The following is a 21,335-nucleotide window of genomic DNA, read 5'->3' as shown; positions in this document are numbered from 1 at the left end:
GCATTTTCCTTACTCCACAGTTTCTAGATCAGATTTATCCGCCCAAGGGGAATCAGGTCTTGCCCATTCAGGCACATTCGAGCCACTTGGCACATCATCAAGCTGAAAGTGGAATTTAAGTTCCGACAAAATCAACTGATACTCGGCAAGCACGCCACTCATAAACTGCTTATGGTCAATGCCGGTGCTTTCCGTGTGGGCGGTTAAGGCTTCAAAGGCTTGGAATACTTGCCCTCGTAGCACCGCTTCTGCTTTGTAAGAAATCGCAGCCGCTTCTTCGCGTAACGCCCCGCCACGTTGTTCAGGTGTTTGGGTTTCAATCGCTTTGGTTTTCTTCGCCAGTTCCAAATCAAGGTGGTTAATACGGTCATTTTTCGCCGCAATCATCTTAGCCTGAGCCTCATAATCATCGCTTTTGCGTTTCAGCTGGGCTTGCAAGGCTTCTTTTTCCTTGGCGTGTTTCGCAGTTAAATCTTCGATTTTCTCAATCAAATCTTCTTTATCTGTCGCTTCCGAATAATCTGCCTCCACAATCTCCGCACGGGCTTCCTCAGGCAACTGGCGAAGTTTTCGCATTTCTCGGTAGCCTAAGCCGAGGCGTTGGGAGGTTTCAAAGAACTCTTCGCCGAAGGTGTTTAGGTTTAAAAGGTCTTGATCAATCTTTTCTCCGCTAAAACCAAGTGTTGTGCAAAAATCTCTAAAGGTGGTAACCGTTACCATTTTTCCATCTTGGTCGGTTAGCTCTAAGTCTTTGTAACGCTTACTTTCTTTAATTTCCTGTAATGATTTTAAAGTGGTAACCGTTACCAGCTTTCTAGTAAAGTCGAATGCCTTAATCATTCCCACCAATTCATAAGCCTGAGCCTTATCCTGCGTCATCGCTTTACTTGCCAATGCCACCGCATCTTGTTGTTCACTTAATCTTAAATCTGTCATCGCTTACTCCTAAAAACCGCCTGTTGCCACACGGTGGCGCATTTCATTAAATCGTTCATTCACTGCCTGCATATCTTGCTCATAACACACCGCAAGGTTGAGCAGGGCAAAACTGAGCGTCCAGTTGCCGGTCGGTAATTTCCGCAAAAAGCCTTCGCTTTCTAAAATCGCTGTGGCACGGGTGATATTCACCGGCGTTTCAGAAATCGCTTCGCACAAATCCTTATTGCTTAAGCCGTCCATCGTTCGCCCTTTTAGGGCTTTTAAAATCCGCAACGCACGCTGCGTGCCATTAATTCTTTCTTTCATTGTAAAAATCCTTTCTCTTTCAATCGTGCCACTGCATTCGGATCACGCATAAAAGCAGGCGTGGATAAATCAATTTGGGTAATTGGGTCAATTACTTTGTAACCTTGTTTTCTGAGTAGGTAACTCATTAGTCTGTTTAACAGTTTCATCTTGTTCTCCTATTGTTTTTCTAAATAAAGAGCGGTTAGATTTTTCGCTGTTTTTTCCAAATTGTTAAAGAGCAGGTTGCGTGATTAAGCCGCCGCTTTTAAGCCAAGTTTCACGGCGATTTCATGTCCGATACCACGTTTAGCTTTAATCGTGCCATTCAACACGCGGTAAACATACAATCGGTCATAACCGTGTTCTCTTGCCCAATCAGCGAAAGATTCACCGCGAGCTTCAAACTCGCTTTTCACCTGTTCAGGCGTTTTAACATTCAGCATTTTTTTCTCCTGTTGTGGTATAATTGATAAACAATCAATAAACTATATTCTGAATTTTATTCAGATTTTCTGAATTTATCAAGAGGAAATTATGGATTCTTTCAAAGAAAAGTTACTTCGCTTAAAAAATGAACTAAAAATATCAACAGATAAAGAAGTGGCAGCGGCTTTAGGTATGAAACCGACCGCTTTTGCAGAAAGAAAAAAAACCAATAGTTTCCCAGATAAACAGCTTTTTGATCTTGCTCGACAAAAAGCAGACCTTGATATTGAGTACATCTTGCTTGGACATCGCCGTGAAACCTATGAAGCGATAGAACAGGAAATGTTAAAAGATATGCCTAAGACTGATTTTTCTGACAAAACAGGCTTGTTGGTGCAGTTATTTATGCAATGTGATGATCAGGGACGCGCAGCGATTTTAAGCGTGGCTCAGACAATGGCGGCAATGGGGCAAGCGGCAGGAACGACTAACATTGCACAGCAATTCAATAACAACAGAATTTTAGGTAGCTCCTTTACAGTAAAAAACAAATAATGCAGCAATTTAATCACAACATTATTTCTGATAGCACATTCACGCTGAATTACTTCAACGGAATGAATGAAGAAGAAACGAAAGAAATCTTAACGCAATTTTCAGATGAGCAACTTCAACAGGCAAAAAAGTTGCTGAAAAAAGAATACCGCTGTATTTTTCTTTCACCTTTTACATTTAAATGGTTTTGGATATTGTTGGCGTGCGTGCCACTCTTACCGAGTACGGTAAAATTTACTCCAGAAATGCTGGTAAACATCTATGCTGATGATGCCATTATGCTAATAGCATCTATTATTGGGGCATTTACCGCCATATTCTTGCTATTTATGGCGTTGATGAATTGGTGCATTACCAAAATGCGACCTGATATTGAAGCCATAAACCAACTATTAAAAGAAAACAGGTGCCGATTTAAGCTTATCGAAGATGAATTATCTTCTCGTAAATATCAATATTGGAAAATGAAATACAACGTTAAAAATCAATTAATTGACTATATGGAGTAACCAATGAAAAAACTACTTGTATTAACAACCGCACTTTTTTCAGTTTGTGCAATTGCAAACACAGACAAAGCCAATGAAAAACTGGCGGAAAATTTCGGCTATGCAATGCAGGCTTCGGGTAATTGTAGTGATCTCAATATGCGTCTCGATACAGCTGGCAAAGTAGAAAAATTGCTTGGTGAAGATCCGACTTCAAAAGAAAGCCGATACAACGAGTTCTATTCAAAAGGCTTAATAAAAGCAAACAAAGACAAAAACCTTTGCGCGAATGCGTGGAAGAAATTTGGCTGTCAAGGCACAGAAACAGCAAAACTTTTACAAACCAATCCGTTTACCAATAAAACGGGTGAAAAATGCATGTTTAACTAAGGAATAAGAATGAAAAAATCCCTAAAATACGTCGCTTTCGCCCTATTAGGCGTAGCAGTTGCCGTATTTGCTAAAGAACAATTCCAATGCGAAGGCAAGCGCATCTGTAAAGATATGGATAGCTGCGAAGAAGCCCGTTTCTATCTCACCCAATGCGGTGTCAGTAGCCTAGACCGCGACAAAGACGGCGTGCCTTGTGAAAGTATTTGTGGTGGGAAGAAAAAGAAATAATTGAGGAACTGAGGAATTAAGATGACAACTGAACAACAAAACTTAAACTTAAGAACAACAAGCTTTGAATTAGTCTATGACGGTGGTAAAACGGAAGATCATGTTATTGATGCCGATGTACTTGGTCGTAGCTTAATGGCATTTTCGGCAATGGTAAAAGAAGCTAATGAATTGCTAAACGGTCCGAATAGTGAAATTAGCATTGAAGTGAAAGCCTACAAAGAAGGATCATTTGAAACGTGGTTTGCTATTGCTCAAATGGGAGGGCAGCTTAATGTAGCGGAGGTATTAGGGCTTGCTACGGGCGGAGCCGTTACTGGTGGTTTAATTGCAGTTGTCAATAAATTAAAAGGTCGTAAAGTAACCGATGTTATTATTGATGAACGAACACAAAGTCTAAAAATAGATGGAGAAACCATTGAAAGTACGAAAGAGATTAATACACTTTTACAAAGCAACCCTATTCGTAAGGATTTATCAAAAATTTTCCATCAACCGATTTCTCGTGATGTAAAAGCAAAACTCTACACAGGCAATAAACAACAAGAATTGCTTGAAGTAGGGTTTGAACAAGTAAATTATTTTCGTGATCAACAAGTAACAAAAACGATTACAACTATTGAACCAGATAAACAATATATTCGTATTGCAACGATTAACTTTGCTTCATCTCAAAGTGGCTGGAAAGTCATTCTACCAAATGAAGAAACACCTGTTGCAGTTAAAATTAACGATGAAAAGTTTTGGAAACAAGTGAAAGAAAATACGGCAAGATTTTCATCAGATGATTTATTTTATGTTGAGTTGGAAATCAAAACCGTTGATAATGGCATAGAACAAAAGAAAACTTATGCCATTAAGCAAGTGATTGAACATTCGCCTGCGGATGGTAAAAATAAAGTAGTATAAAATTTATTTCAATCTAAATTAGTTTAGAAGAAAACGATGAGTATCAGCACTATTATTGCGCTTGTGGCTCTTTTTGGTGTAATTGGATGGGCGGTAACTAACCGCCTATTAAACTATTTTATTCACGACAATATTTTGCGACTTACAACCATAAAAGCAGATGGCTCTAAAGTTGTAGAAGAATTTGATTTAGATGAATTAACAGTAGAACAAATTGCACACCTAAGAGAGCGTTTAAAACAAGTAAAAAAAAGAAAGGGTGCTACAACGAATGAATAAGAAAAGGCTCGCAGGATTAAATACGATGCTGATTGCAATTTATTCACAGTTGTTGCACTCGGCTTTTTCACACTTTCAGGTCAATTTTCAAGCATTACCCGCAATTATTGGGCTTGTATCAGGCGGGTTAAGCTACCTCACAACTATATTAGTTATTTGGGTTGATCCACCTGATGTTACTTTGCTTTTAACTAAGCGAAAAATTAACAAGCAAATAGCGAGATTAAGAACACAATGTCAAAATATTGCGGATAACGATCCTAAGAAACAAGAAAAGTTGGATAAAATTCACGAATATCAACAAACACTTGATGAGCTTTATGATAAAGAAATCCAGTCTTCCTTAAATTAGTTTAAAATCAATCTATACTATTTTTTATTAAACTCCAGTTATTAAATAATCCTTAATAAATGGAGTTTTTTATGTCTTTCCCCATCACCAAAATCGTGATCCATTGCTCTGCCACTCAAAACGGCAAGCAGTTACGCACCACCACTCAAACCGCAGCACAACGTATTGACGACTGGCACAAACAGCGTGGCTTTCAGCGTTTAGCAGGCTACTACAAGCAATTCAATCCGCACCTACAACACATCGGCTACCATTTTGTGATTGACACTGACGGCACAGTCGAAACAGGTCGTGAAGAAGGCGAAACGGGCGCACACGTCAAAGGGCATAACTTAAACAGCCTTGGCATCTGCTTGGTCGGCGGTATTCGCAAAGACGGCAAAAACCACGGCGAATACACCGAAAAACAATGGCAGGCACTACATAAATTATTGCGCCAATTAGAGGCTAAATATCCCAGCGCTCGCATTTGTGGACATCGTGATTTAAGCCCCGACCTTAACGGCGATGGCACAATCAGTCCGAATGAATGGATTAAAGATTGCCCATGCTTTGATGTGTGGAGTTGGTTGGATTCCGAGCAGGTTGTCAATTTAGAACATTTGTTTAAATAAATCTCCCCTAACCCCTCTTTACAAAAGAGGGGAACGGTAAAACGGAGAAAAAACAGCCCCCTCTTTAGAAAAGAGAGGCTGAGGGAGATTTGAAGAATACGGAGAACACAATGAAAAAATTAAGCAATAACGCCAAAATTAGCCGTGCAATCAATAAAGGTCGCACGGTTGCCCAATGGTTTTACTTACGCTGGGGTTACTAATGGCACTCAAAGAATTGATTACCAACGACAACGGTCGCCTTTCTACCACCGCCTTTATCCAGTTTTTCGGGGCTTTATTGATGGCTGGTATTTTGGTTTATGCCGTGTGGTTAGACCGTGCCTATGTAGGCGAACTCTTTACCACCTTCGCCCTATTTTGTGGTGGTGGCGTGGCGACCAAAGGTTTCGCTAATGCGTTAAATAATCGGGGGCGTGAAGAATGATTTTTTATCTGATTTTAGGCTTTTCTGCCCTTGTATTGCTTGGCGTGGGTGTGGCTTGCTACAAAATTCGCAAGGCAAGGCAAGAAATCGACCGCTTGTTTAAGCAAAACGAGCAACTGCAACAGGAAAAAGCTGTAGCGCAAACCCAAGTCAAACATTTTGAAACGAGAAAAAAGAATGAAGAAAACAACCGCACTTCTGATCGCAATGGGCTTATTGACCGCCTGCAACAGCAAGGTGATCTCCGTGATTAACCCGAGCTGTTCAGGCTTTGGTGTAATCAAGGCAAGTCGCCAAGACACCACCGAAACTTTACGGCAAATTGCAGTGCATAACGCCACCTATCGCGGCATCTGCAAGGAGCAAGCTGATGACCATTAACGTCGAATTTTGGCACTTAGTGGGGTTGTTGCTTTCATTCTTAGGTTGCTGTTTTGGTTTTGCCAAAATCTTAGTGGCTCAATTTCAAAACAGTTTGAGTGAACGGCATCAAAACCAACTGAAAGTGAATGAAAAGGTGGACGACTTAGAACGCCAAATTAACCAAATGAACAGTCAAATGCCCTTGGTTTATGTACTGCGAGATGACTACATTCGTGGACAAACGGTACTAGAAGCCAAGATGGATGCACTGCATAAAACCCTCAGTGATTTATACAAAATGGAGAGTGCAAAATGATGGAAAAAGCACGCCGCGAAGGTATGCGTTGGCAGTTGCTCAACGTATTACATAAAGCAATGCCTTACACCACCAGCGAGCAGTTTTTACTTGATGTGATGCGTGGCATTTACCCAAACGTCACCGCTCTTGAAGTGCGTCAGCAGTTGGAATATCTCGCCGACCGCAGACTGGTGGAAATCGACAAACAACCGCACGGTGTATGGTTTGCCGACATCAACCGCTTAGGTGTGGACATTGTGGAATACACCATCGACTGCCAAGCAGGTATCGCCCGCCCTGAAAAGTATTGGGCGTAAGGGGAAATTATGGCACCTCGCTCAAGTATTGAAAAACTGCCCGAAGATGTTCGCCGCTGGCTAGAACGTGCCTTAACTGAGAACGGCTTTTCGGGCTATGTGGAATTGGAAACGCTATTACGTGAGAAAGGCTATTCCATCAGCAAATCGGCGATTCATCGCTATGGGCAGAAGATTGAACGCCGTTTTAAGGCAATCAAGGATAGTACTGAAGCGGCTCGCATTATTGCCGAAGGCGCAGAAGATAAGGAAGACAAACGTAGTGAAGCCTTAATGGGGATGTTGCAGTCGTCCCTATTTGACGCGCTTGTGGACATCGAAGAAGCCAAAGACGATGAGATGACCCCGATGGAGAAATTTCAAGCCCTAAGTTTTGCGGGCAAAAACGTGGCATCACTTATTCAAGCCAGCACTAAGCTCAAAGTCTATCAAGCCGATGTAAAACGACGTGCAGAACTTGCTGCTGAAGAAACGGAAAAAATTGTTATTCAAGCAGGTTTATCGGCGGAAACCGCCGACAAAATCAAACAGCAAATTTTAGGTATTGCATAGTGAAAGAGCTTATTCCCTTTGACCCAAATGAACTACTGCTGGGCTATCAAAAACGTTGGATAGCGGATAAATCGCAGCTCAAAATCGCCGAAAAATCTCGCCGAACAGGTTTGACGTGGGCAGAAGCCGCTGATGATGCATTGATTGCCAGCCTTGCCAAAAAAGACGGCGGCTCTGATGTGTTCTACATTGGGTCAAATAAGGAAATGGCTCGCGAATTTATTGATGCGGTAGCAATGTGGGCAAGGGCGTTTAACTATGCAGCGGGCGAAATTCAAGAAGAAGTATTGCAAGATGAAGATAAGGACATTTTGACCTATGTGATCTATTTTGCTTCAGGCTTCAAAGTGAAAGCCCTTTCCAGTAATCCGAAAAACTTACGCGGTATGCAAGGCGTGGTGGTAATTGATGAAGCGGCCTTCCATGAATACCTTGCGGAAGTATTGAAAGCAGCACTCGCTCTCACAATGTGGGGGGCAAAAGTGCGGTTGATTTCTACCCACAACGGTGCGGACAACCTTTTCAATGAGCTGATTTTAGATAGTCGGGCAGGCAGAAAACGCTACTCAGTGCATACGATTACCCTCGATGATGCCTGTGCTGAAGGGCTATACCAACGTATTTGCCAAGTCAGCAAGCAAGAATGGACAGCCGAAAAAGAAGCAGAATGGAAAGAAAACCTACTCAATGACACTGCAACCAAAGAAGATGCGGAAGAAGAATACTACTGCGTACCGAAAAATGGCACAGGCTTATGGCTCTCGCGAGCCTTAATTGAACGCCAAATGAGCGAAAACACACCCATAATCCGAATGACGGCAAAATATGGCTTTAGCCTTGTGCCTGAGCCGACACGCTATCAGGAAATGCTGGATTGGTGCGAAACCACGCTTCAGCCTATTTTGCAAACCCTAGATGAAACACAGTTACATTTTTTAGGCGAAGACTTTGCCCGCAGTGGCGATATGACCTCTTTTGTAGTGTTAGCTCAACAACAAAACTTAACAAAAAGCGTTCGGTTGATTGTAGAGCTAGGTAATATGCCTTACAAGCAACAAGAACAAATCGTGCTGTTTATTCTCAAGCATTTGCCACGCTTCGCTGGTGCAGCTTTTGATGCACGTGGGAACGGGGGCTATTTAGCCGAAGCTGCTCGCGATGCGTTTGGCTCATTGGTGGATTGCGTGCAGTTATCGGAAAAATGGTATCGCGAACACACCGCCCCATTTAAGGCCGCACTCGAAGATGGCGAACTCGACAGTATACCTAAAGATGCCGATATTCTTGCCGATTTGCGTTCATTCCAAGTGGTGAAAGGCGTGCCACGCATTCCCGATAAACGAACCAAAAGTGCAGACGGCAAAAACAAACGCCACGGCGACACCGCAATTTCTTTATTGCTCGCTCATTATGCCAGCCGTCAGTTGGTGCAGTTGCCGGTTAAAGCCCACAGTCGCAAACCAAGAGCCAGCCGAAAATTAACGCAAGGATATTAACCATGATCGCATTTGTAACTTTAACCATTTCTGCCGCTGTGCTGATTTTTTACGACAAACCGTTTTGGTGGGTATTTTTATTGCTTGCCGCCTTTGTGGATTATGAAAAATAAGGAAAGCCAATGACTCTGAAAAAACAAGATTTAATCCGCATCATTGCCAGCCGTGCCAACGCCATTGACTATTGGTCGTTTATGCACTATTTGCCAAACCCTGATCCTGTGTTGAAGAAAATGGGCAAGGATATTTCGGCTTATCGTGAAATTTTATCAGACAGTCACGTCGGGGGCTGTGTTCGCCGACGTAAAGCAGCAATCAAAGGGCTGGAATGGCGTATCACACCTACAGGCAATGAAAAAACGGACAAGATTTTAACCGCACTTTTCGACCGCTTGCCGATGAGCCAAATTATCAGTGAAATACTTGATGCCACACTGTTTGGTTATCAAGCGTTAGAAGTGATGTGGGAAAGCAAAGACGGCTTGTTGTTGCCTGTTGCCATTGTCGGCAAACCGCAAGAGTGGTTCGTTTTCGATGATGAAAACCAGCTCAGGCTCCGCACTAAAGACAACATCAACGGAGAAGAACTGCCGTCTTATCGAATGTTGCTGGCAACCCAAAATGCGACCTACATCAACCCGTATGGCTTAGGCGATTTATCTCTTTGCTTTTGGGCGGCGACTTTTAAGAAAGCAGGCTTTAAGTATTGGTTGGAATTTACCGAAAAATATGGCTCCCCTTGGCTAGTGGGGAAACATCCGCGACAAGCACAAATTCACGAAGTGGAAGACTTGCTCGACAGTATGGAAGCGATGCTCGGCACAGCGGTTGCCGCGATTCCTGACGACAGCACCATCGGCTTAGTGGAAGGTGCTGATAAAAGCGGTTCATCCGAAGCCTTTGATAATTTCATCAAATACTGCAAATCTGAAATTGCCATTGCCTTATTAGGACAAAACCAAACCACCGAAGCGGAAGCTAACCGAGCCTCTGCCACCGCGGGGCTAGAAGTGACGCGTGATATTCGCAACGACGACGCCAGTCTTGTAGAAGGCACGTTCAATCAGTTGTTGGCGTGGATTTGTGAGCTGAATTTTAGCGTGGACAACTTGCCAATCTTCGAGCTATTCGAGCAAGAAATCATTGACAAACTGCAGGCGGAACGTGACAAGATTTTGACTGAAATTGGCGTGAGCTTTACCGAGCAATATATCCACCGCACTTATGGCTTTGAAGAGGGCGATATTGTGATGCAAGAAATCTCCGCTAACCCATCTTTACAAAAGAAAGGGACGGATAAGGTGGATTTTGCCGAGCCAATCCCAAAAAGCGTGATTGAAAGCATTGGCGAACAGTTGGAGGTGGAAGGCGAAGCCGTTGTTGAAACTTGGCTACACGATATTCGCGACCGCTTAGGACAAGCGGAGAGTTTGGAAGATTTTCGCAACCAACTTGATAGTCTAATTCCAGAACTCAGCTATGCCGAATATGGCGAACTGCTGGCGTGGGGTTCAACCGCTGCCCAATTTGCAGGGCGACAATCTGTAGAAGATGAGCGTGCCAAGTCCCTCTCTTTCGTAAAGAGGGGCTAGGGGAGATTTTTGAATGAAATTCACCTTTGAAAATCAAGTCAAATACTTTGAGAAAAAGCTCAATTTACCCACCAACAGCTACCTTGACGTACTCGGTGAAGAACACGACTACTTTTTTATGGTCGCAGGAGCAAACCGCAATGAGGTGCTGCTTGCCTTTCGTGAAGCAGTAGATAATGCCATTGCCAACGGCGAAACGCTGGAGGGCTTTCGCAAGCGGTTTGATGAGGTTGTCTCTCGCACAGGCTGGGATTACAAAGGCGGTAGAAATTGGCGAACTCGTATTATTTACGACACTAATGTTTATGCGGCTTACAATCGCGGGCGGTTGCAACAGCATTTAGATTTGGCTGATGTGATGCCTTATTGGGAATATCATCACCACGACAATAGCCACCCACGCCAAGAGCATATTGATTTAGACGGCACGATTTTGCCAGCCAGCGATCCATTTTGGCATTATTATTACCCGATTAAAGCCTATGGCTGCCACTGCACCGTCACCGCTCACGATGAAGACGACCTCAAGGAAATGGGTAGAACCGTCAGCCCTTCGCCTGAAATTGAGTGGGAAGAAAAACTGGTTGGCACACGTTCAGGCAATCCCCGAATGGTAAAAGTGCCAAAGGGTTATGACGTGGGCTTTCAACCGCATAATTTTGAGCGTTTGACCGCAGGGCGGAATGCAGACGTAGATCAGCTACTTTTCAACAAAGCCGTTACCGCCGAACCGAAACTTGCCAGCCTCTTAATTGAAAACGTGTTACAAAATCCACGTGCGATGATGATATTAAACGGGGCGATGAAGTCTATGGTAGATCAAGTTGCCAGCGAAAAAATAGCTCGTGGGCAAATCAAAAACGTGGGCGTAATCCCTGCCAAAGTGATTGATAAATTAAACACTCTTGAAAAAGCTCCACAAAGTGCGGTGATTGCAGTGCGAGATGATGACGTGTTACACGCCTTGCGTGATACCAAGCAAGCCAAAGGCATTAACCTGCCGATTGAGTTTTGGGAGCAGTTGCCAGAGAAGTTGAGAAATCCAAAGGCAATCTTGTTGGAACGTGATCAGAAATTACCTACGCTGATTTTTGTGTATGAAACCGAGCAAGGTAAAGTAGCAATCAAAATGGATTACGAAGTAAAGCTCAAAGACGAATTAAGCAAGAAAAAGCTGGTTCATAAAGTCAATCTAGTTCGCACAGCAAGCACAATCAAAAGCAAAGTTGAATGGAACGATTTTAAGAAAAGCTACGAATTATTATGGGGTGATTTGGATTAACGGTGGTTTGCCTGATTCGAACAGGATAATAACGGATGAAACATTGCCGCCAACCTTTCCAGTAGGAAACCCCCACCGTTAGAAATACTATACGCCCAACTTATTTTTTAATCAATAGGAGAATAAAAATGACTGAACGTGTTACCCAAGAACATTTGGAATCTATTATCACAGATAAACAATTCCACCGATTAACAGAAACGCTCACGGTTTGTGTATTAACCTTGCGTAATGGTTTTACAGTAACAGGTGAATCCGCCTGTGTTTCACCGAAAACCTATAACCAAGAAATTGGCGAACGTATTGCCTTTGAGAACGCCTTTAATAAATTATGGCAACTTGAAGGCTATGTGTTAAAAAATAAATTAGCTGGCTTTTAGCGATGATTAAAATCACCCTCAACGACACCCAAGCGGTCGCAAAACTGCACCATGTTGCCAACCAACTGCAACACCCTCGCAGGCTCTATGGCGTGCTGGGCGAAACCTTGAAAAAAATCCACGCGGAACGGTTTAAGCAAGAAATAGCACCTGATGGAAGTAAATGGCAATCGCTTTCACCTAATACTTTGGCTCGCAAGAAAAAGAAAGGCAAGTCCACCAAAATTTTACGTCAAGATGGTTATTTGTCGGATAAAACTGCATATAACTACAACGACCAAAATGTGGAATTTGGCTCTGATGCCAAATATGCTCGCTTGCACCAATTTGGCGGTAAGGCGGGGCGTGGGGGTAAAGCCACCATTCCAGCTCGTCCGTGGTTAGGCATAAGCGAACAAGACGAGCAAAAACTTTTGCGAAAAGCGACTGCACTTTTGCAGCGTCAAATTAACCAAAGTTAGTCACTTTGGCTAAAAATCAAAAATAACGCACAAAACGCCCTCTGTGGCGTTTTAAATTGGATTCGATAAATGATTGCTCGGAATCCCTTAAGCGTGTTTATAAACACCGATAAACACGCAAAAACACGCCTTTTCTCCTTCTTCCCATTTCAAATTCTCTTTTTCAATCCTTAAACCAGTTTAAAAGCGACAAGCGGTCATTTTTTCTATGATGTTTACCAACACAAGGAGAACCGAATGACCCTGATTGAAATTTTTAAAGCGGGTAAACGACCTGATGCACACGGCACGGTGGTGGAAATCACGCCTGCCGATTTGCAACAAGCGGTGGATGCCTACGATGTAGCCTATCACGAAGCCCCAGCCGTTATCGGACACCCCACAATGGAAGCCCCTGCCTATGCGTGGGTAAAAGGCTTGCAGTTAGACGGCGATGTGCTGAAAGCCGAACTTGACCAAGTTCACCCTGAATTTGCCGAAATGGTCACAGATGGGCGTTTCAAAAAAGTGTCGGCATCTTTTTACCTTGCCAATAGCCCTGACAATCCAAAGCAAGGTTCGCTCTATTTACGCCATGTCGGTTTTTTAGGCGCAATGCCACCAGCTGTGAAAGGCTTGCGCAATCCTGAATTTTCAGAAAGTGAGCAAGGTATTGTGGATTTTTGCGAAGCAATGCCAAATGAACCCAATCAAACTGAACCAACTCAAGGAGAACCTGAAATGAGTGCAGAAGAGAAAGCGGAATTAGACCGCTTGCGTGCTGAAAATCAGCAACTCAAAGATGAAAACGCCAAAGCGAAAGCCGAAAAAGCAGAAGCTGAACTCAATCAAGCCAAAGCTGAAAATGCCGATTTTGCCGAAGGTTTAGTCAAAGCTGGCAAACTCGCCCCGATTGCCAAACAGCAAGCGGTGGATTTGTTGAATTATGCTTCCACCACAATGCAAGGTGGTGTGGTTGAATTTAGCGAAGGCGAAAACCTGCATAGCAAACTCAAAGCCTTTTTGGACGCTCAGCCACAAGTGGTGAACTTCGGTGAAGTCGCCACCAAAGACAAAGTTGCAGCTCCGCAAGACAGCACGGTGGAATATGCCGAAGGCACAAATCCAGCGAGCATCGAAGCTGACCAAAAAATCCGTGCTTACGCCAAAGAACACAATGTGAGCTACAAAGCTGCATTTAATGCCATTTATCAATAGAAGGAAAACTTATGACCGCACACAATCTTCAAGCACTTCGCGTGCAAGATCCTGTTTTAACTAACTTAGCACAAGGCTATCACAACCTTGAGTTAGTGGGTGAAGTCTTAATGCCAACTGTGGAAATCGACAAAGAGGCGGGCAAAATTCCGAAATTCGGTCGCCTTGCATTCCGCTTACCAAGTACGGTGCGTAACTTACGCGGCACGTCAAACCGTTTAGATCCTGAAGACATCACGGCAATCGACGTGGCGTTAGAAGAGCACGATGTGGAATACGCCATCGACTACCGTGAAGAAAACGAAGCGATTTTCTCTCTCCGTCAATTTGCCTTAAATACCACCCAAGATGTGATTGCATTAGGGCGTGAAAAAGAAGTGGCAACCCTTGCCCTTGATGAAAGCAAATACGATGCAGGCAACAAAGTGACCTTAAGCGGTACATCGAAAATCACGAGCAAACAAGCAGACATCTTTGCGATGTTCGACACGGGCATTCGTGCTGTGAAGCGTGCTATCGGTCGCAAACCGAATGTATGCGTGATTGCAGGCGATGTGTGGGCAGCATTAAAAGAACACCCCGCTGTCATTGAAAAACTCAAGTATTCACAAGTGGCGATTGTAACGCCCGAAGTATTCGCTAGATTGATTGGTATCGATACCGTGAAAATCGGCGAAGCGGTGTATGAAGAAAGCAATCAACTTAAAGACATTTGGTCTGACGCCATTGTGCTTGCCTATGTTGCTCCACGTTCAACCGAACGCAAAGGCACAGTGTACGAGCCGTCTTATGGCTACACCGTCCGTCGTCAAGGTGGCTTATTTGTGGACACCTACAAAGAAAACGGCGGCAAACTCGAAGTCATTCGCACCACCGATATTCACAAACCGCACTTACTCGGTGCATCGGCTGGTTATTTGATTAAAGGTTGCCTATAACCCCAAAAAATCCCCCTCTTTAGTAAAGAGGGGTTAGGGGAGATTTGTAACACCGTTTCACTAGGAGAAACCAATGAACAAAAAACTTTACGTTGTTATCGGCACCATGGTCATTCTGCATAACGGCAATCGTTATGAACAAGGTGCAAAAATTGAATTAACCGATGAAGAATACGCCCAAATCTCGCTTTATGTGAAGCTAGATGAAGCCGAAGACGAAAAACGCAAACAGGCGGAAGCTGAGGCGGAAAAAGCTCATCTTGCAGAAGCAGAAAAAGCCCGCAAAGAAGCGGAAAAGGCAAACAAAAACAATAAAGGCGAAGGTAAAGAATAATGTACATTCAGGCACAAGATTTAACGGAAGTGGTGAGCGAAGTGGTGCTTGGGCAGCTCTCTAATGACAACACAAGAGCAACGGAAGTCGATTATGCCGTATTAAACAAGGCGTGCGAATACGCCACCGAAACGGTGGACGGCTATTTACGTTCACGTTATTTGCTACCGTTAAATGATGTGCCAACGCTTGTGCGTAACATTTGCCTACAACTGGCTCGCTATTGGTTGTATTCACGCCGTCCTGAAGGCAAAGGCTTTCCCGACAATGTGAAAGAAACCCACAGCCAAGCCTTAAAAGATTTGGAGCGCATTGCCAGTGGCAAACTGCATTTGGGCTTAACGGAAATCGGTGCGGAAGGTGATGACAACTTACCGTCTGCGTTGAAATTTAAAGCTCGCGCACCACAGAAATTGGATTTGTCGGGCTATTAAGGGAGCATCAATGAGTGCCACTTTACCTATTTTGGAAAGCATTCGAAACCACATCGAACAGAAGACCACGCGTTTTAGCATCGAGTTGTTTCCTGATGACTTAGACCGCTACAACCTCACCGACCAATATGGTGCGGTGCTGGTGCAGTATGCAGGTTCCAAATTTGAAAGTCTTGATAGCACTGACATTATCCAACAACGCCGCAAAGTGTTGATTGCCCTCACGGTCATAGCCCGCAGCCAACACGATGACACCGGTGCATTGGAAATGCTCGACCAACTTCGCTTAGCCGTCGTGGGTTTTCGCCCCACAAATTGCACAGCTTGTCATTTGGTGAGCGAAGAATTTGCAGGCGAAGAAAGCGGCTTGTGGCAATACCAGCTCATCATTCAAACCGAAACGTGGCAGGTGGAAGAACGCCAGCCGCAAAATTTACCAAAATTTACCGCGGCACGTTACCGCCGCAAAGAACCATAAGGAGAACATTATGGCATTCCATCACGGAACCAAAACCACACGCGTGACAGGTGGCTCTGTTGCGGTGGAAACGGTGGACGGTGCAATTATTGGCATCGTGGGAACGGCACCTATCGGGGCTGTCAATGAATTGACCGTGTGCCAAACCACCAAAGATTTTGCCCAATTTGGTGTGATTTTAAACCAAGGCTTTACCCTGCCTGATGCCTTTGATGTATTGGCACGCTATGCCGCAGGTAAGGTGTATGTGGTCAATGTGTTAGATCCGAAAAAACACAAAACTGACATTACAGACGAAGTCTTAACGCAAGACAGCTCCACCTTAATGGCAAAAACAGCGAAAGCAGGCCTATTGAACATCAGCATTCAATCATCTAGCCAAACTTTGCAAGAAGGCACAGATTACAGCGTAAACTTGCAAACAGGCGAAATTACCTTGAAAGCAATACACGAAGGCTTAAAAGCCACTTATGCCTATGCCGACCCTGAAAAAGTGACGGAAGCCGACATCAAAGGCGGGATTGATTCAGCGACGGGCAAGCGCAAAGGCTTTGAATTATTGCGTGACGGTTTCAACCTTTACGGTGCAGATGCCAAAATTTTAATCTGCCCAGAGTTTGATAAAACTGCCAGCTGTGCAGCGGCTCTTTCAACATTAGCCGAACAGTTAAAAGCAGTGGCTTATGTGCAATTGCCGAAAGGCACATCGCTTTCTAAAGCGATTCAAGCTCGAGGTCCGATTGGTGTATTGAATGCCTCCGCAAGTTCTGAACGTGTTCGCCACTTCTTCCCTTATGCGTTGGGTTCTAGCAATACGCTTGAAAGTTTAGCGGTGCACGCAGCAGGCTTGCGGATGAAAACCGATACCGACAACGGCTACTGGTTCTCCACCTCAAACCGTCAGTTGCAAGGTGTGATTGGGATGGAAGTCCCTTTAACTGCCCGTGTGGATGATGAACAATCCGAAACCAACCTGCTTAACGCGGTCGGCATTACCACGATTTTTAACAGCTTCGGTACAGGTTTCCGCTTATGGGGTAACCGTTCGTCAAACTATCCAACGGTAACTCATATCATCAATTTTGAAACGGCGTTGCGCACAGGTGACTTAATCGACGAAAGCATCCGTCGCACCGAGTTGCAATTTATCGACCGCCCGATTGATGATGCGTTGATTGACAGCCTATTGGAAACGGTGGACACCTATTTGCGAGCCTTGCCAAGCATTGTAGGTTATCGCGTCAGCCTTGACTACGACACGGACTTAGTCGATGAATTTAGCAAAGGTCACGTGCCGTTGATGTATGAATACACGCCGAAATTGCCAGCCGAGCTTATCAGCAATAAATCAGTGATGACCCGTAAATACTTAGTGAACTTGGTGTCACAACGCTAGAAGGAGAAAATTATGAGTACCGCAATTCATCAGATTGTGAACGCCAATGTGTATATGAACGGCAACTCGCTACTTGGCAAAGCCAAAGAGTTTAAGTTGCCTGATATCGAGTTTGAATTTATCGAACACAAAGGCTTGGGGCTACACGGCACAATCAAACTGCCTGCAGGGTTAAATGCCATGGAAGGCGAAGTGATTTGGGATAGCTTCTATCCTGAAGTGCGAGTAAACGCCTATAATCCTTATAAAAACGTGCAACTGATGGCACGTTCTAATGTGCAGGTATTTGATTCTCGTGGCTTGGCTGCGGAGGAAGCCCTTGTCACCATTATGAATGTGGCATTTAACAAAACCACAGGTGGGAGCTTGAAAAATAAAGAAGCGACGGAACATTCCGACAGCTTCCAAATTATGTCTATCAAGCAAACGCTGGCAGGCAAAGAAATTTTGTTTGTAGATGTGCTTGCCAATATCTACCGCGTAAACGGTCAAGATGTGTTGCAAAAATACCGCACCAATATTGGGCAATAGATTTCTTTAAATCAGTTTAAAAGCCGTTTAAACCCCATTTAAGTAAACTCCTTTGTGAAAGTTAAACAATCTCACAAAGGAGTTTTTTATGTCTGACGTTATTGTCGCCCTCGATTTCCCTATTCAAGATGGAGAAGGTAAAACCATCACCGAGTTAAAAATTCGCCGTCCAAAAGCAAAAGATATTCGCAAGATAAAAGGTAGCACTGATATTGAGCAAAGCATGAGTTTACTTTCTATCGTGACAGGTTTAGTACCTGAAGATTTAGACGAATTAGATATCGCCGACTTCAAACGTGCGGCAGAAGTGGTTGAAAAAATGCAGAAGGGAAAGTTGAACTAACCGCTCTCGATGCGGCGTTAGCTGATTTGGCGTTTTGGTTTGGATTTTCGCATTCAGAACTGGAAGAAATGACGCTTGATGAAATTGAACGGTGGCTCACTCAAGCCCAACGGCAGATAAAAGCCAATTACACGAAAGCCGCTATTTAAGCGGCTTTGTTATTTAAAAGCTTTATTAAAACCTTCTTTAAAAGATCGTTTAGTTTCTTCGGTCAACTTGATAGTCAGTGACTTCTTATACATTCGAGCTTCGAGACGTTTAAGCATCTTTTCAAGTGTTGGAACAAAAGGCGAAATCACCAATAAGCCAAGGATGATTGATGTAATGATTGGATAAAGGGTAAAGCCAACCGACACAAGAACGAGTCCTAAAATTCCTGCAATCGCATAGCCAATCAGACCTAGCAATTCATCAAATAATTTGAACATATTTACCCCCCTTTCATTTTTAAAAGGACTATAAACGATGTCATCAAATCTTGCAATTAGTTTAGTTATTGGAGCCGCAGTCGGTGGGGCGATTTCAGGTATTAACCAAATCAAAAATACTCTGAAATCATTAACAAATTCTACTCAAACTATCGGGCAACGAATGGCTACGTTAAACCAGCTTTCTATTGCTGGAATGAAAAGCAGTGCTGCTTCATTAACTGCTCTCGGTAGCTCTGTTGTAGGTTTAGCTACTCCAGCCATTGAATTTGAAAGTGCGATGGCTGATGTGAAGAAAGTCGTCGATTTTAAAGCACCAGATGGTTTCAAAAAACTTTCCAAGGTTCTCCTTGATTTGAGCAATACTATTCCAATGACAGGGAAAGAGCTTGCTGCTATTGCCGCTTCGGGTGGTCAGTTAGGCGTTGCAGAGGAAGATATTAAATCATTTACCTTAACCATCTCTAAAATGTCGGTAGCTTTTGATATGTCTGCTGAACAAAGTGGTGATTCAATGGCAAAACTGGCTAACGTGTACAAAATCCCGATTAGTAAAATTGGCGATTTGGGTGATGCTATCAATGAATTATCAAATAGCTCCCCAGCTAAAGCATCTGATATTGTAAACACATTAGGACGTATTGCTGGGGTATCAAAAGACTTTGGTTTAACTGAAAATGCTGCCGCTGCTTTAGCTAATACTTTTATATCTCTAGGTAAATCCCCTGAAGTGGCAAGTACTGCTATTAACGGAATGCTTACCTCGCTCAATACTGCAGATAAAGGAGGTAAGAAATTCCAAGCTGCATTAAAAGAAGTTGGGATCTCTGCAAAGCAACTTAAAAAGAATATCGCCAAAGACGGGCAAGGAGCAATCGTCGATTTCTTGAAACGTGTCGAAAAATTACCTAAAGCCAAACGGACAGGTGTGTTGGTAGATTTATTCGGTAAAGAATATGCAGATGATGTCTCTTCGATTGCAGGTAACGTGGATTTGCTTGAAAAGAGTATTAAAACATTACAAGAAACAGATGAAAATGGTAAACCCAAATACCTTGGCTCAATGGAGCGTGAATTTGCTGCACGAAGTGCAACAACAGAAAACAGCCTTAAATTATTGAAAAATAGTTTCACTGGATTAGGTATTAGCATCGGTAACTACATTCTACCTGTTATCAATGATTTTGTTGGTTGGTTACAGCCCCTTATTATTCGGGTGACTGACTTCATTAATACAAACTCAGATCTTATGGGCGAAATTGCGAAATGGGGAACTTATGCTTTAGGTGCAGTTGCTGGTTTCTCCGCTTTGGTTGGTGGATTAAGTATGCTGACTTGGGGTGGGCTTAAAGTGATTTCCGTTCTTAAAATGGCTTGGGGTGTGTTATCTTTTGGTGGCTCTGTGATTGCCTTTGTTGGCAAAGGTGTTTTCTGGCTTGCTGGTTTTATTGGAAAATTATTGTTACCTGTTGTGCTCAAACTTGCCTACGGTTTTGGCTATCTCATCGGATGGCTTGGCAAAATGGTATTTTTAGCGGCAAAACTCGGCGTAACCTTAATGGGAACCTTATTAAAAGGCTTGATGATGGTTGGGAAAGCGATCATTTTTATTGGTCGTGCATTCCTTACCAACCCCATCGGCATTGCCGTTGCCGTTATTGCAGGACTTGCCTATTTGCTTTGGGATAACTGGGATTGGGTCAGCGAAAAATTCAGTCAAATGTGGCAATGGATTGGCGAAAAGTCAGCTCAATGCGGGCAAACGATTTCTGATATTTGGAATGGGGTCACGACTTTCTTTAGTGGTGTGTGGGAAAACATCACCACATTCTTCAACTCAGGCATTGGCAACATCACAGCCACTATTCTCAACTGGTCGCCGCTGGGCTTATTTTATCAAGCCTTTTCAGGTGTGTTGTCGTGGTTTGGGATTGATTTACCTGCGAAGTTTACTGAATTCGGCTCTAACCTTATCAACGGCTTAGTCAATGGTATTCGCAATACGTGGGACGGTGCGAAAGAATGGGTGATCGGTTTAGGTAAATCTATCAAGGGTTGGTTTACAGGCGAGATGGAAATCCACAGCCCAAGCCGTGTATTCAAAGGTTATGGGCAGAACATTGTAGAAGGCTTGGCAATCGGTATGGATAAAGCCGAACCTCTCGCTCGTGATGCCAGCAAAAATCTCTCAAGTGCAGTGAAATTCGAGCCTGCTTTAAACGGCATTGAAACCGCCTTTAAACCCATTTTAAACGAGAAAAAAGGCTTTTTCGGTTCGCTGTGGGATGATATTAAATTCGGGGCGAATTTTGTAGGGAATCTTTTGGGTATCAATCAGCCTGCGGATTATCGTACGTCTGATTTTAATCCAAACTCAAGCGGTAAAAATCCGTCAATCTTTCGCGATTATCAGCCTTTAAACCGAAATGCGGTGACAAATAACGAAACCAACCAGCACAACGGCATCGTGGTCAATTTTAACCCGACCATTAACGTGAACGGTAGCCAAAATCAGGGCGTAATGGAACAGGTACAGCAGGGATTGAATATCAGCCTTGTGGAGTTTGAACGCCTGCTTAATCGGGTGTTTGACCAACGACAACGGAGAGCTTATTAA

At 43.6% G+C, this 21,335-nt stretch carries 33 protein-coding genes; 28 read left to right on the top strand and 5 right to left on the bottom strand.

The genetic code is table 11. The features are described from left to right. Nucleotides 1-9: 9 nt before the first annotated feature. The 4 genes from B0184_RS09710 to B0184_RS09700 all read right to left on the bottom strand — a co-directional run bounded on the left by B0184_RS09710 (nucleotide 10) and on the right by B0184_RS09700 (nucleotide 1,670). A complete protein-coding gene (locus tag B0184_RS09710; protein WP_005708266.1) occupies nucleotides 10-936 on the bottom strand; it encodes a hypothetical protein in 927 nt (308 codons plus the stop codon). 9 nt (nucleotides 937-945) lie between these two features. Beyond that, nucleotides 946-1,245, bottom strand: a complete 300-nt coding sequence (locus tag B0184_RS09705; RefSeq protein ID WP_005708265.1) for an IclR family transcriptional regulator — start codon at nucleotides 1,243-1,245, stop codon at nucleotides 946-948. Then, complete coding sequence (locus B0184_RS10605; RefSeq protein ID WP_005708272.1) at nucleotides 1,242-1,394, bottom strand: hypothetical protein; 153 nt, start codon at nucleotides 1,392-1,394, stop codon at nucleotides 1,242-1,244. Before B0184_RS10605 ends, B0184_RS09705 begins: the two co-directional genes overlap by 4 nt. Before the next feature lie 84 nt (nucleotides 1,395-1,478). Continuing rightward, entirely contained in the window at nucleotides 1,479-1,670 is a 192-nt protein-coding gene (locus B0184_RS09700) for a DNA-binding protein (protein WP_005708235.1), read from the bottom strand. A gap of 91 nt (nucleotides 1,671-1,761) precedes the next feature. On the opposite strand from B0184_RS09700, the gene B0184_RS10685 reads away from it, so the two are divergent. The 27 genes from B0184_RS10685 (at nucleotide 1,762) to B0184_RS09565 (ending at nucleotide 18,439) form a co-directional block, all read left to right on the top strand. Next, nucleotides 1,762-2,208, top strand: a complete 447-nt coding sequence (locus B0184_RS10685; protein WP_005708218.1) for a helix-turn-helix domain-containing protein — start codon at nucleotides 1,762-1,764, stop codon at nucleotides 2,206-2,208. Beyond that, on the top strand, nucleotides 2,208-2,717 hold the full coding sequence (locus B0184_RS09690) for a hypothetical protein (protein ID WP_005708238.1): 510 nt from the start codon (nucleotides 2,208-2,210) through the stop codon (nucleotides 2,715-2,717). Before B0184_RS10685 ends, B0184_RS09690 begins: the two co-directional genes overlap by 1 nt. A 3-nt stretch (nucleotides 2,718-2,720) precedes the next feature. After that, on the top strand, nucleotides 2,721-3,086 hold the full coding sequence (locus B0184_RS09685; protein ID WP_005708244.1) for a hypothetical protein: 366 nt from the start codon (nucleotides 2,721-2,723) through the stop codon (nucleotides 3,084-3,086). Nucleotides 3,087-3,095: 9 nt separating this feature from the next. Further along, nucleotides 3,096-3,317: an excalibur calcium-binding domain-containing protein gene (locus tag B0184_RS09680; RefSeq protein ID WP_005708257.1), complete on the top strand. Its 222-nt coding sequence runs from the start codon at nucleotides 3,096-3,098 to the stop codon at nucleotides 3,315-3,317. 21 nt (nucleotides 3,318-3,338) lie between these two features. Continuing rightward, complete coding sequence (locus B0184_RS09675) at nucleotides 3,339-4,226, top strand: LAPAL motif-containing putative phage structural protein (protein ID WP_005708212.1); 888 nt, start codon at nucleotides 3,339-3,341, stop codon at nucleotides 4,224-4,226. 36 nt (nucleotides 4,227-4,262) lie between these two features. Further along, on the top strand, nucleotides 4,263-4,505 hold the full coding sequence (locus tag B0184_RS09670; RefSeq protein WP_005708213.1) for a hypothetical protein: 243 nt from the start codon (nucleotides 4,263-4,265) through the stop codon (nucleotides 4,503-4,505). Between the two features lie 25 nt (nucleotides 4,506-4,530). Continuing rightward, on the top strand, nucleotides 4,531-4,857 hold the full coding sequence (locus B0184_RS09665; protein WP_005708277.1) for a hypothetical protein: 327 nt from the start codon (nucleotides 4,531-4,533) through the stop codon (nucleotides 4,855-4,857). Between the two features lie 71 nt (nucleotides 4,858-4,928). Beyond that, a complete protein-coding gene (locus B0184_RS09660; RefSeq protein WP_005708232.1) occupies nucleotides 4,929-5,471 on the top strand; it encodes an N-acetylmuramoyl-L-alanine amidase in 543 nt (180 codons plus the stop codon). A gap of 202 nt (nucleotides 5,472-5,673) precedes the next feature. Continuing rightward, on the top strand, nucleotides 5,674-5,898 hold the full coding sequence (locus tag B0184_RS09655) for a DUF2644 domain-containing protein (RefSeq protein WP_005708259.1): 225 nt from the start codon (nucleotides 5,674-5,676) through the stop codon (nucleotides 5,896-5,898). Continuing rightward, nucleotides 5,895-6,152 (top strand): DUF2681 domain-containing protein, encoded by a 258-nt coding sequence (locus tag B0184_RS09650; protein WP_005708258.1) that lies wholly within the window; start codon nucleotides 5,895-5,897, stop codon nucleotides 6,150-6,152. The genes B0184_RS09655 and B0184_RS09650 overlap by 4 nt, the downstream gene beginning before the upstream one ends. Nucleotides 6,153-6,268: 116 nt before the next feature. Further along, nucleotides 6,269-6,577 (top strand): hypothetical protein, encoded by a 309-nt coding sequence (locus tag B0184_RS09645; RefSeq protein ID WP_005708247.1) that lies wholly within the window; start codon nucleotides 6,269-6,271, stop codon nucleotides 6,575-6,577. Further along, nucleotides 6,574-6,876, top strand: a complete 303-nt coding sequence (locus tag B0184_RS09640) for a hypothetical protein (RefSeq protein WP_005708263.1) — start codon at nucleotides 6,574-6,576, stop codon at nucleotides 6,874-6,876. Before B0184_RS09645 ends, B0184_RS09640 begins: the two co-directional genes overlap by 4 nt. Before the next feature lie 9 nt (nucleotides 6,877-6,885). Then, nucleotides 6,886-7,428, top strand: coding sequence for a DUF3486 family protein (locus tag B0184_RS09635; protein ID WP_005708262.1), 543 nt, complete (start codon nucleotides 6,886-6,888; stop codon nucleotides 7,426-7,428). Then, nucleotides 7,428-8,924: a terminase large subunit domain-containing protein gene (locus tag B0184_RS09630; RefSeq protein WP_005708234.1), complete on the top strand. Its 1,497-nt coding sequence runs from the start codon at nucleotides 7,428-7,430 to the stop codon at nucleotides 8,922-8,924. The genes B0184_RS09635 and B0184_RS09630 overlap by 1 nt, the downstream gene beginning before the upstream one ends. Nucleotides 8,925-9,046: 122 nt before the next feature. Then, complete coding sequence (locus tag B0184_RS09625) at nucleotides 9,047-10,516, top strand: DUF935 domain-containing protein (RefSeq protein ID WP_005708251.1); 1,470 nt, start codon at nucleotides 9,047-9,049, stop codon at nucleotides 10,514-10,516. A gap of 13 nt (nucleotides 10,517-10,529) precedes the next feature. After that, nucleotides 10,530-11,798, top strand: a complete 1,269-nt coding sequence (locus tag B0184_RS09620) for a phage head morphogenesis protein (protein ID WP_005708242.1) — start codon at nucleotides 10,530-10,532, stop codon at nucleotides 11,796-11,798. A 128-nt stretch (nucleotides 11,799-11,926) separates the two neighbouring features. After that, a complete protein-coding gene (locus B0184_RS09615) occupies nucleotides 11,927-12,178 on the top strand; it encodes a Gp49 family protein (RefSeq protein ID WP_005708220.1) in 252 nt (83 codons plus the stop codon). A gap of 2 nt (nucleotides 12,179-12,180) precedes the next feature. After that, the gene (locus B0184_RS09610) at nucleotides 12,181-12,639 is read left to right on the top strand and encodes a phage virion morphogenesis protein (protein WP_005708250.1); all 459 of its coding nucleotides are present in this window, start codon (nucleotides 12,181-12,183) and stop codon (nucleotides 12,637-12,639) included. A 237-nt stretch (nucleotides 12,640-12,876) separates the two neighbouring features. Further along, nucleotides 12,877-13,836, top strand: a complete 960-nt coding sequence (locus B0184_RS09605; protein ID WP_005708216.1) for a hypothetical protein — start codon at nucleotides 12,877-12,879, stop codon at nucleotides 13,834-13,836. An 11-nt stretch (nucleotides 13,837-13,847) separates the two neighbouring features. Continuing rightward, nucleotides 13,848-14,774 (top strand): major capsid protein, encoded by a 927-nt coding sequence (locus B0184_RS09600; protein ID WP_005708225.1) that lies wholly within the window; start codon nucleotides 13,848-13,850, stop codon nucleotides 14,772-14,774. Nucleotides 14,775-14,847: 73 nt separating this feature from the next. Then, nucleotides 14,848-15,108, top strand: a complete 261-nt coding sequence (locus B0184_RS09595; protein WP_005708269.1) for a DUF7210 family protein — start codon at nucleotides 14,848-14,850, stop codon at nucleotides 15,106-15,108. Continuing rightward, nucleotides 15,108-15,542 carry a gp436 family protein gene (locus tag B0184_RS09590; protein ID WP_005708236.1) on the top strand — a complete coding sequence of 145 codons (435 nt, stop codon included), beginning with the start codon at nucleotides 15,108-15,110 and terminating at the stop codon, nucleotides 15,540-15,542. Before B0184_RS09595 ends, B0184_RS09590 begins: the two co-directional genes overlap by 1 nt. 10 nt (nucleotides 15,543-15,552) lie before the next feature. After that, on the top strand, nucleotides 15,553-16,020 hold the full coding sequence (locus B0184_RS09585) for a Gp37 family protein (protein WP_005708211.1): 468 nt from the start codon (nucleotides 15,553-15,555) through the stop codon (nucleotides 16,018-16,020). A gap of 10 nt (nucleotides 16,021-16,030) precedes the next feature. After that, on the top strand, nucleotides 16,031-17,416 hold the full coding sequence (locus tag B0184_RS09580) for a phage tail sheath family protein (protein WP_005708226.1): 1,386 nt from the start codon (nucleotides 16,031-16,033) through the stop codon (nucleotides 17,414-17,416). 12 nt (nucleotides 17,417-17,428) lie between these two features. Continuing rightward, on the top strand, nucleotides 17,429-17,947 hold the full coding sequence (locus B0184_RS09575) for a phage major tail tube protein (protein ID WP_005708206.1): 519 nt from the start codon (nucleotides 17,429-17,431) through the stop codon (nucleotides 17,945-17,947). A gap of 88 nt (nucleotides 17,948-18,035) precedes the next feature. Beyond that, nucleotides 18,036-18,290 (top strand): phage tail assembly protein, encoded by a 255-nt coding sequence (locus B0184_RS09570; RefSeq protein ID WP_005708278.1) that lies wholly within the window; start codon nucleotides 18,036-18,038, stop codon nucleotides 18,288-18,290. Nucleotides 18,291-18,316: 26 nt separating this feature from the next. Beyond that, entirely contained in the window at nucleotides 18,317-18,439 is a 123-nt protein-coding gene (locus B0184_RS09565) for a GpE family phage tail protein (RefSeq protein WP_005708252.1), read from the top strand. A 9-nt stretch (nucleotides 18,440-18,448) separates the two neighbouring features. On the opposite strand, the gene B0184_RS09560 is transcribed toward B0184_RS09565, so the two are convergent. Continuing rightward, entirely contained in the window at nucleotides 18,449-18,718 is a 270-nt protein-coding gene (locus tag B0184_RS09560; RefSeq protein WP_005708243.1) for a hypothetical protein, read from the bottom strand. 37 nt (nucleotides 18,719-18,755) lie between these two features. Between B0184_RS09560 and B0184_RS09555 the strand changes: the two genes are divergently transcribed. Continuing rightward, nucleotides 18,756-21,335 (top strand): phage tail tape measure protein, encoded by a 2,580-nt coding sequence (locus tag B0184_RS09555; protein ID WP_005708219.1) that lies wholly within the window; start codon nucleotides 18,756-18,758, stop codon nucleotides 21,333-21,335.

It is taken from the genome of Haemophilus paraphrohaemolyticus, assembly GCF_002015045.1.
GTDB classification, from domain to species: domain Bacteria; phylum Pseudomonadota; class Gammaproteobacteria; order Enterobacterales; family Pasteurellaceae; genus Haemophilus_A; species Haemophilus_A paraphrohaemolyticus.
Note: the sequence above shows the minus strand (reverse complement) of the source record. Positions and strands in the feature narration are given on the sequence as shown.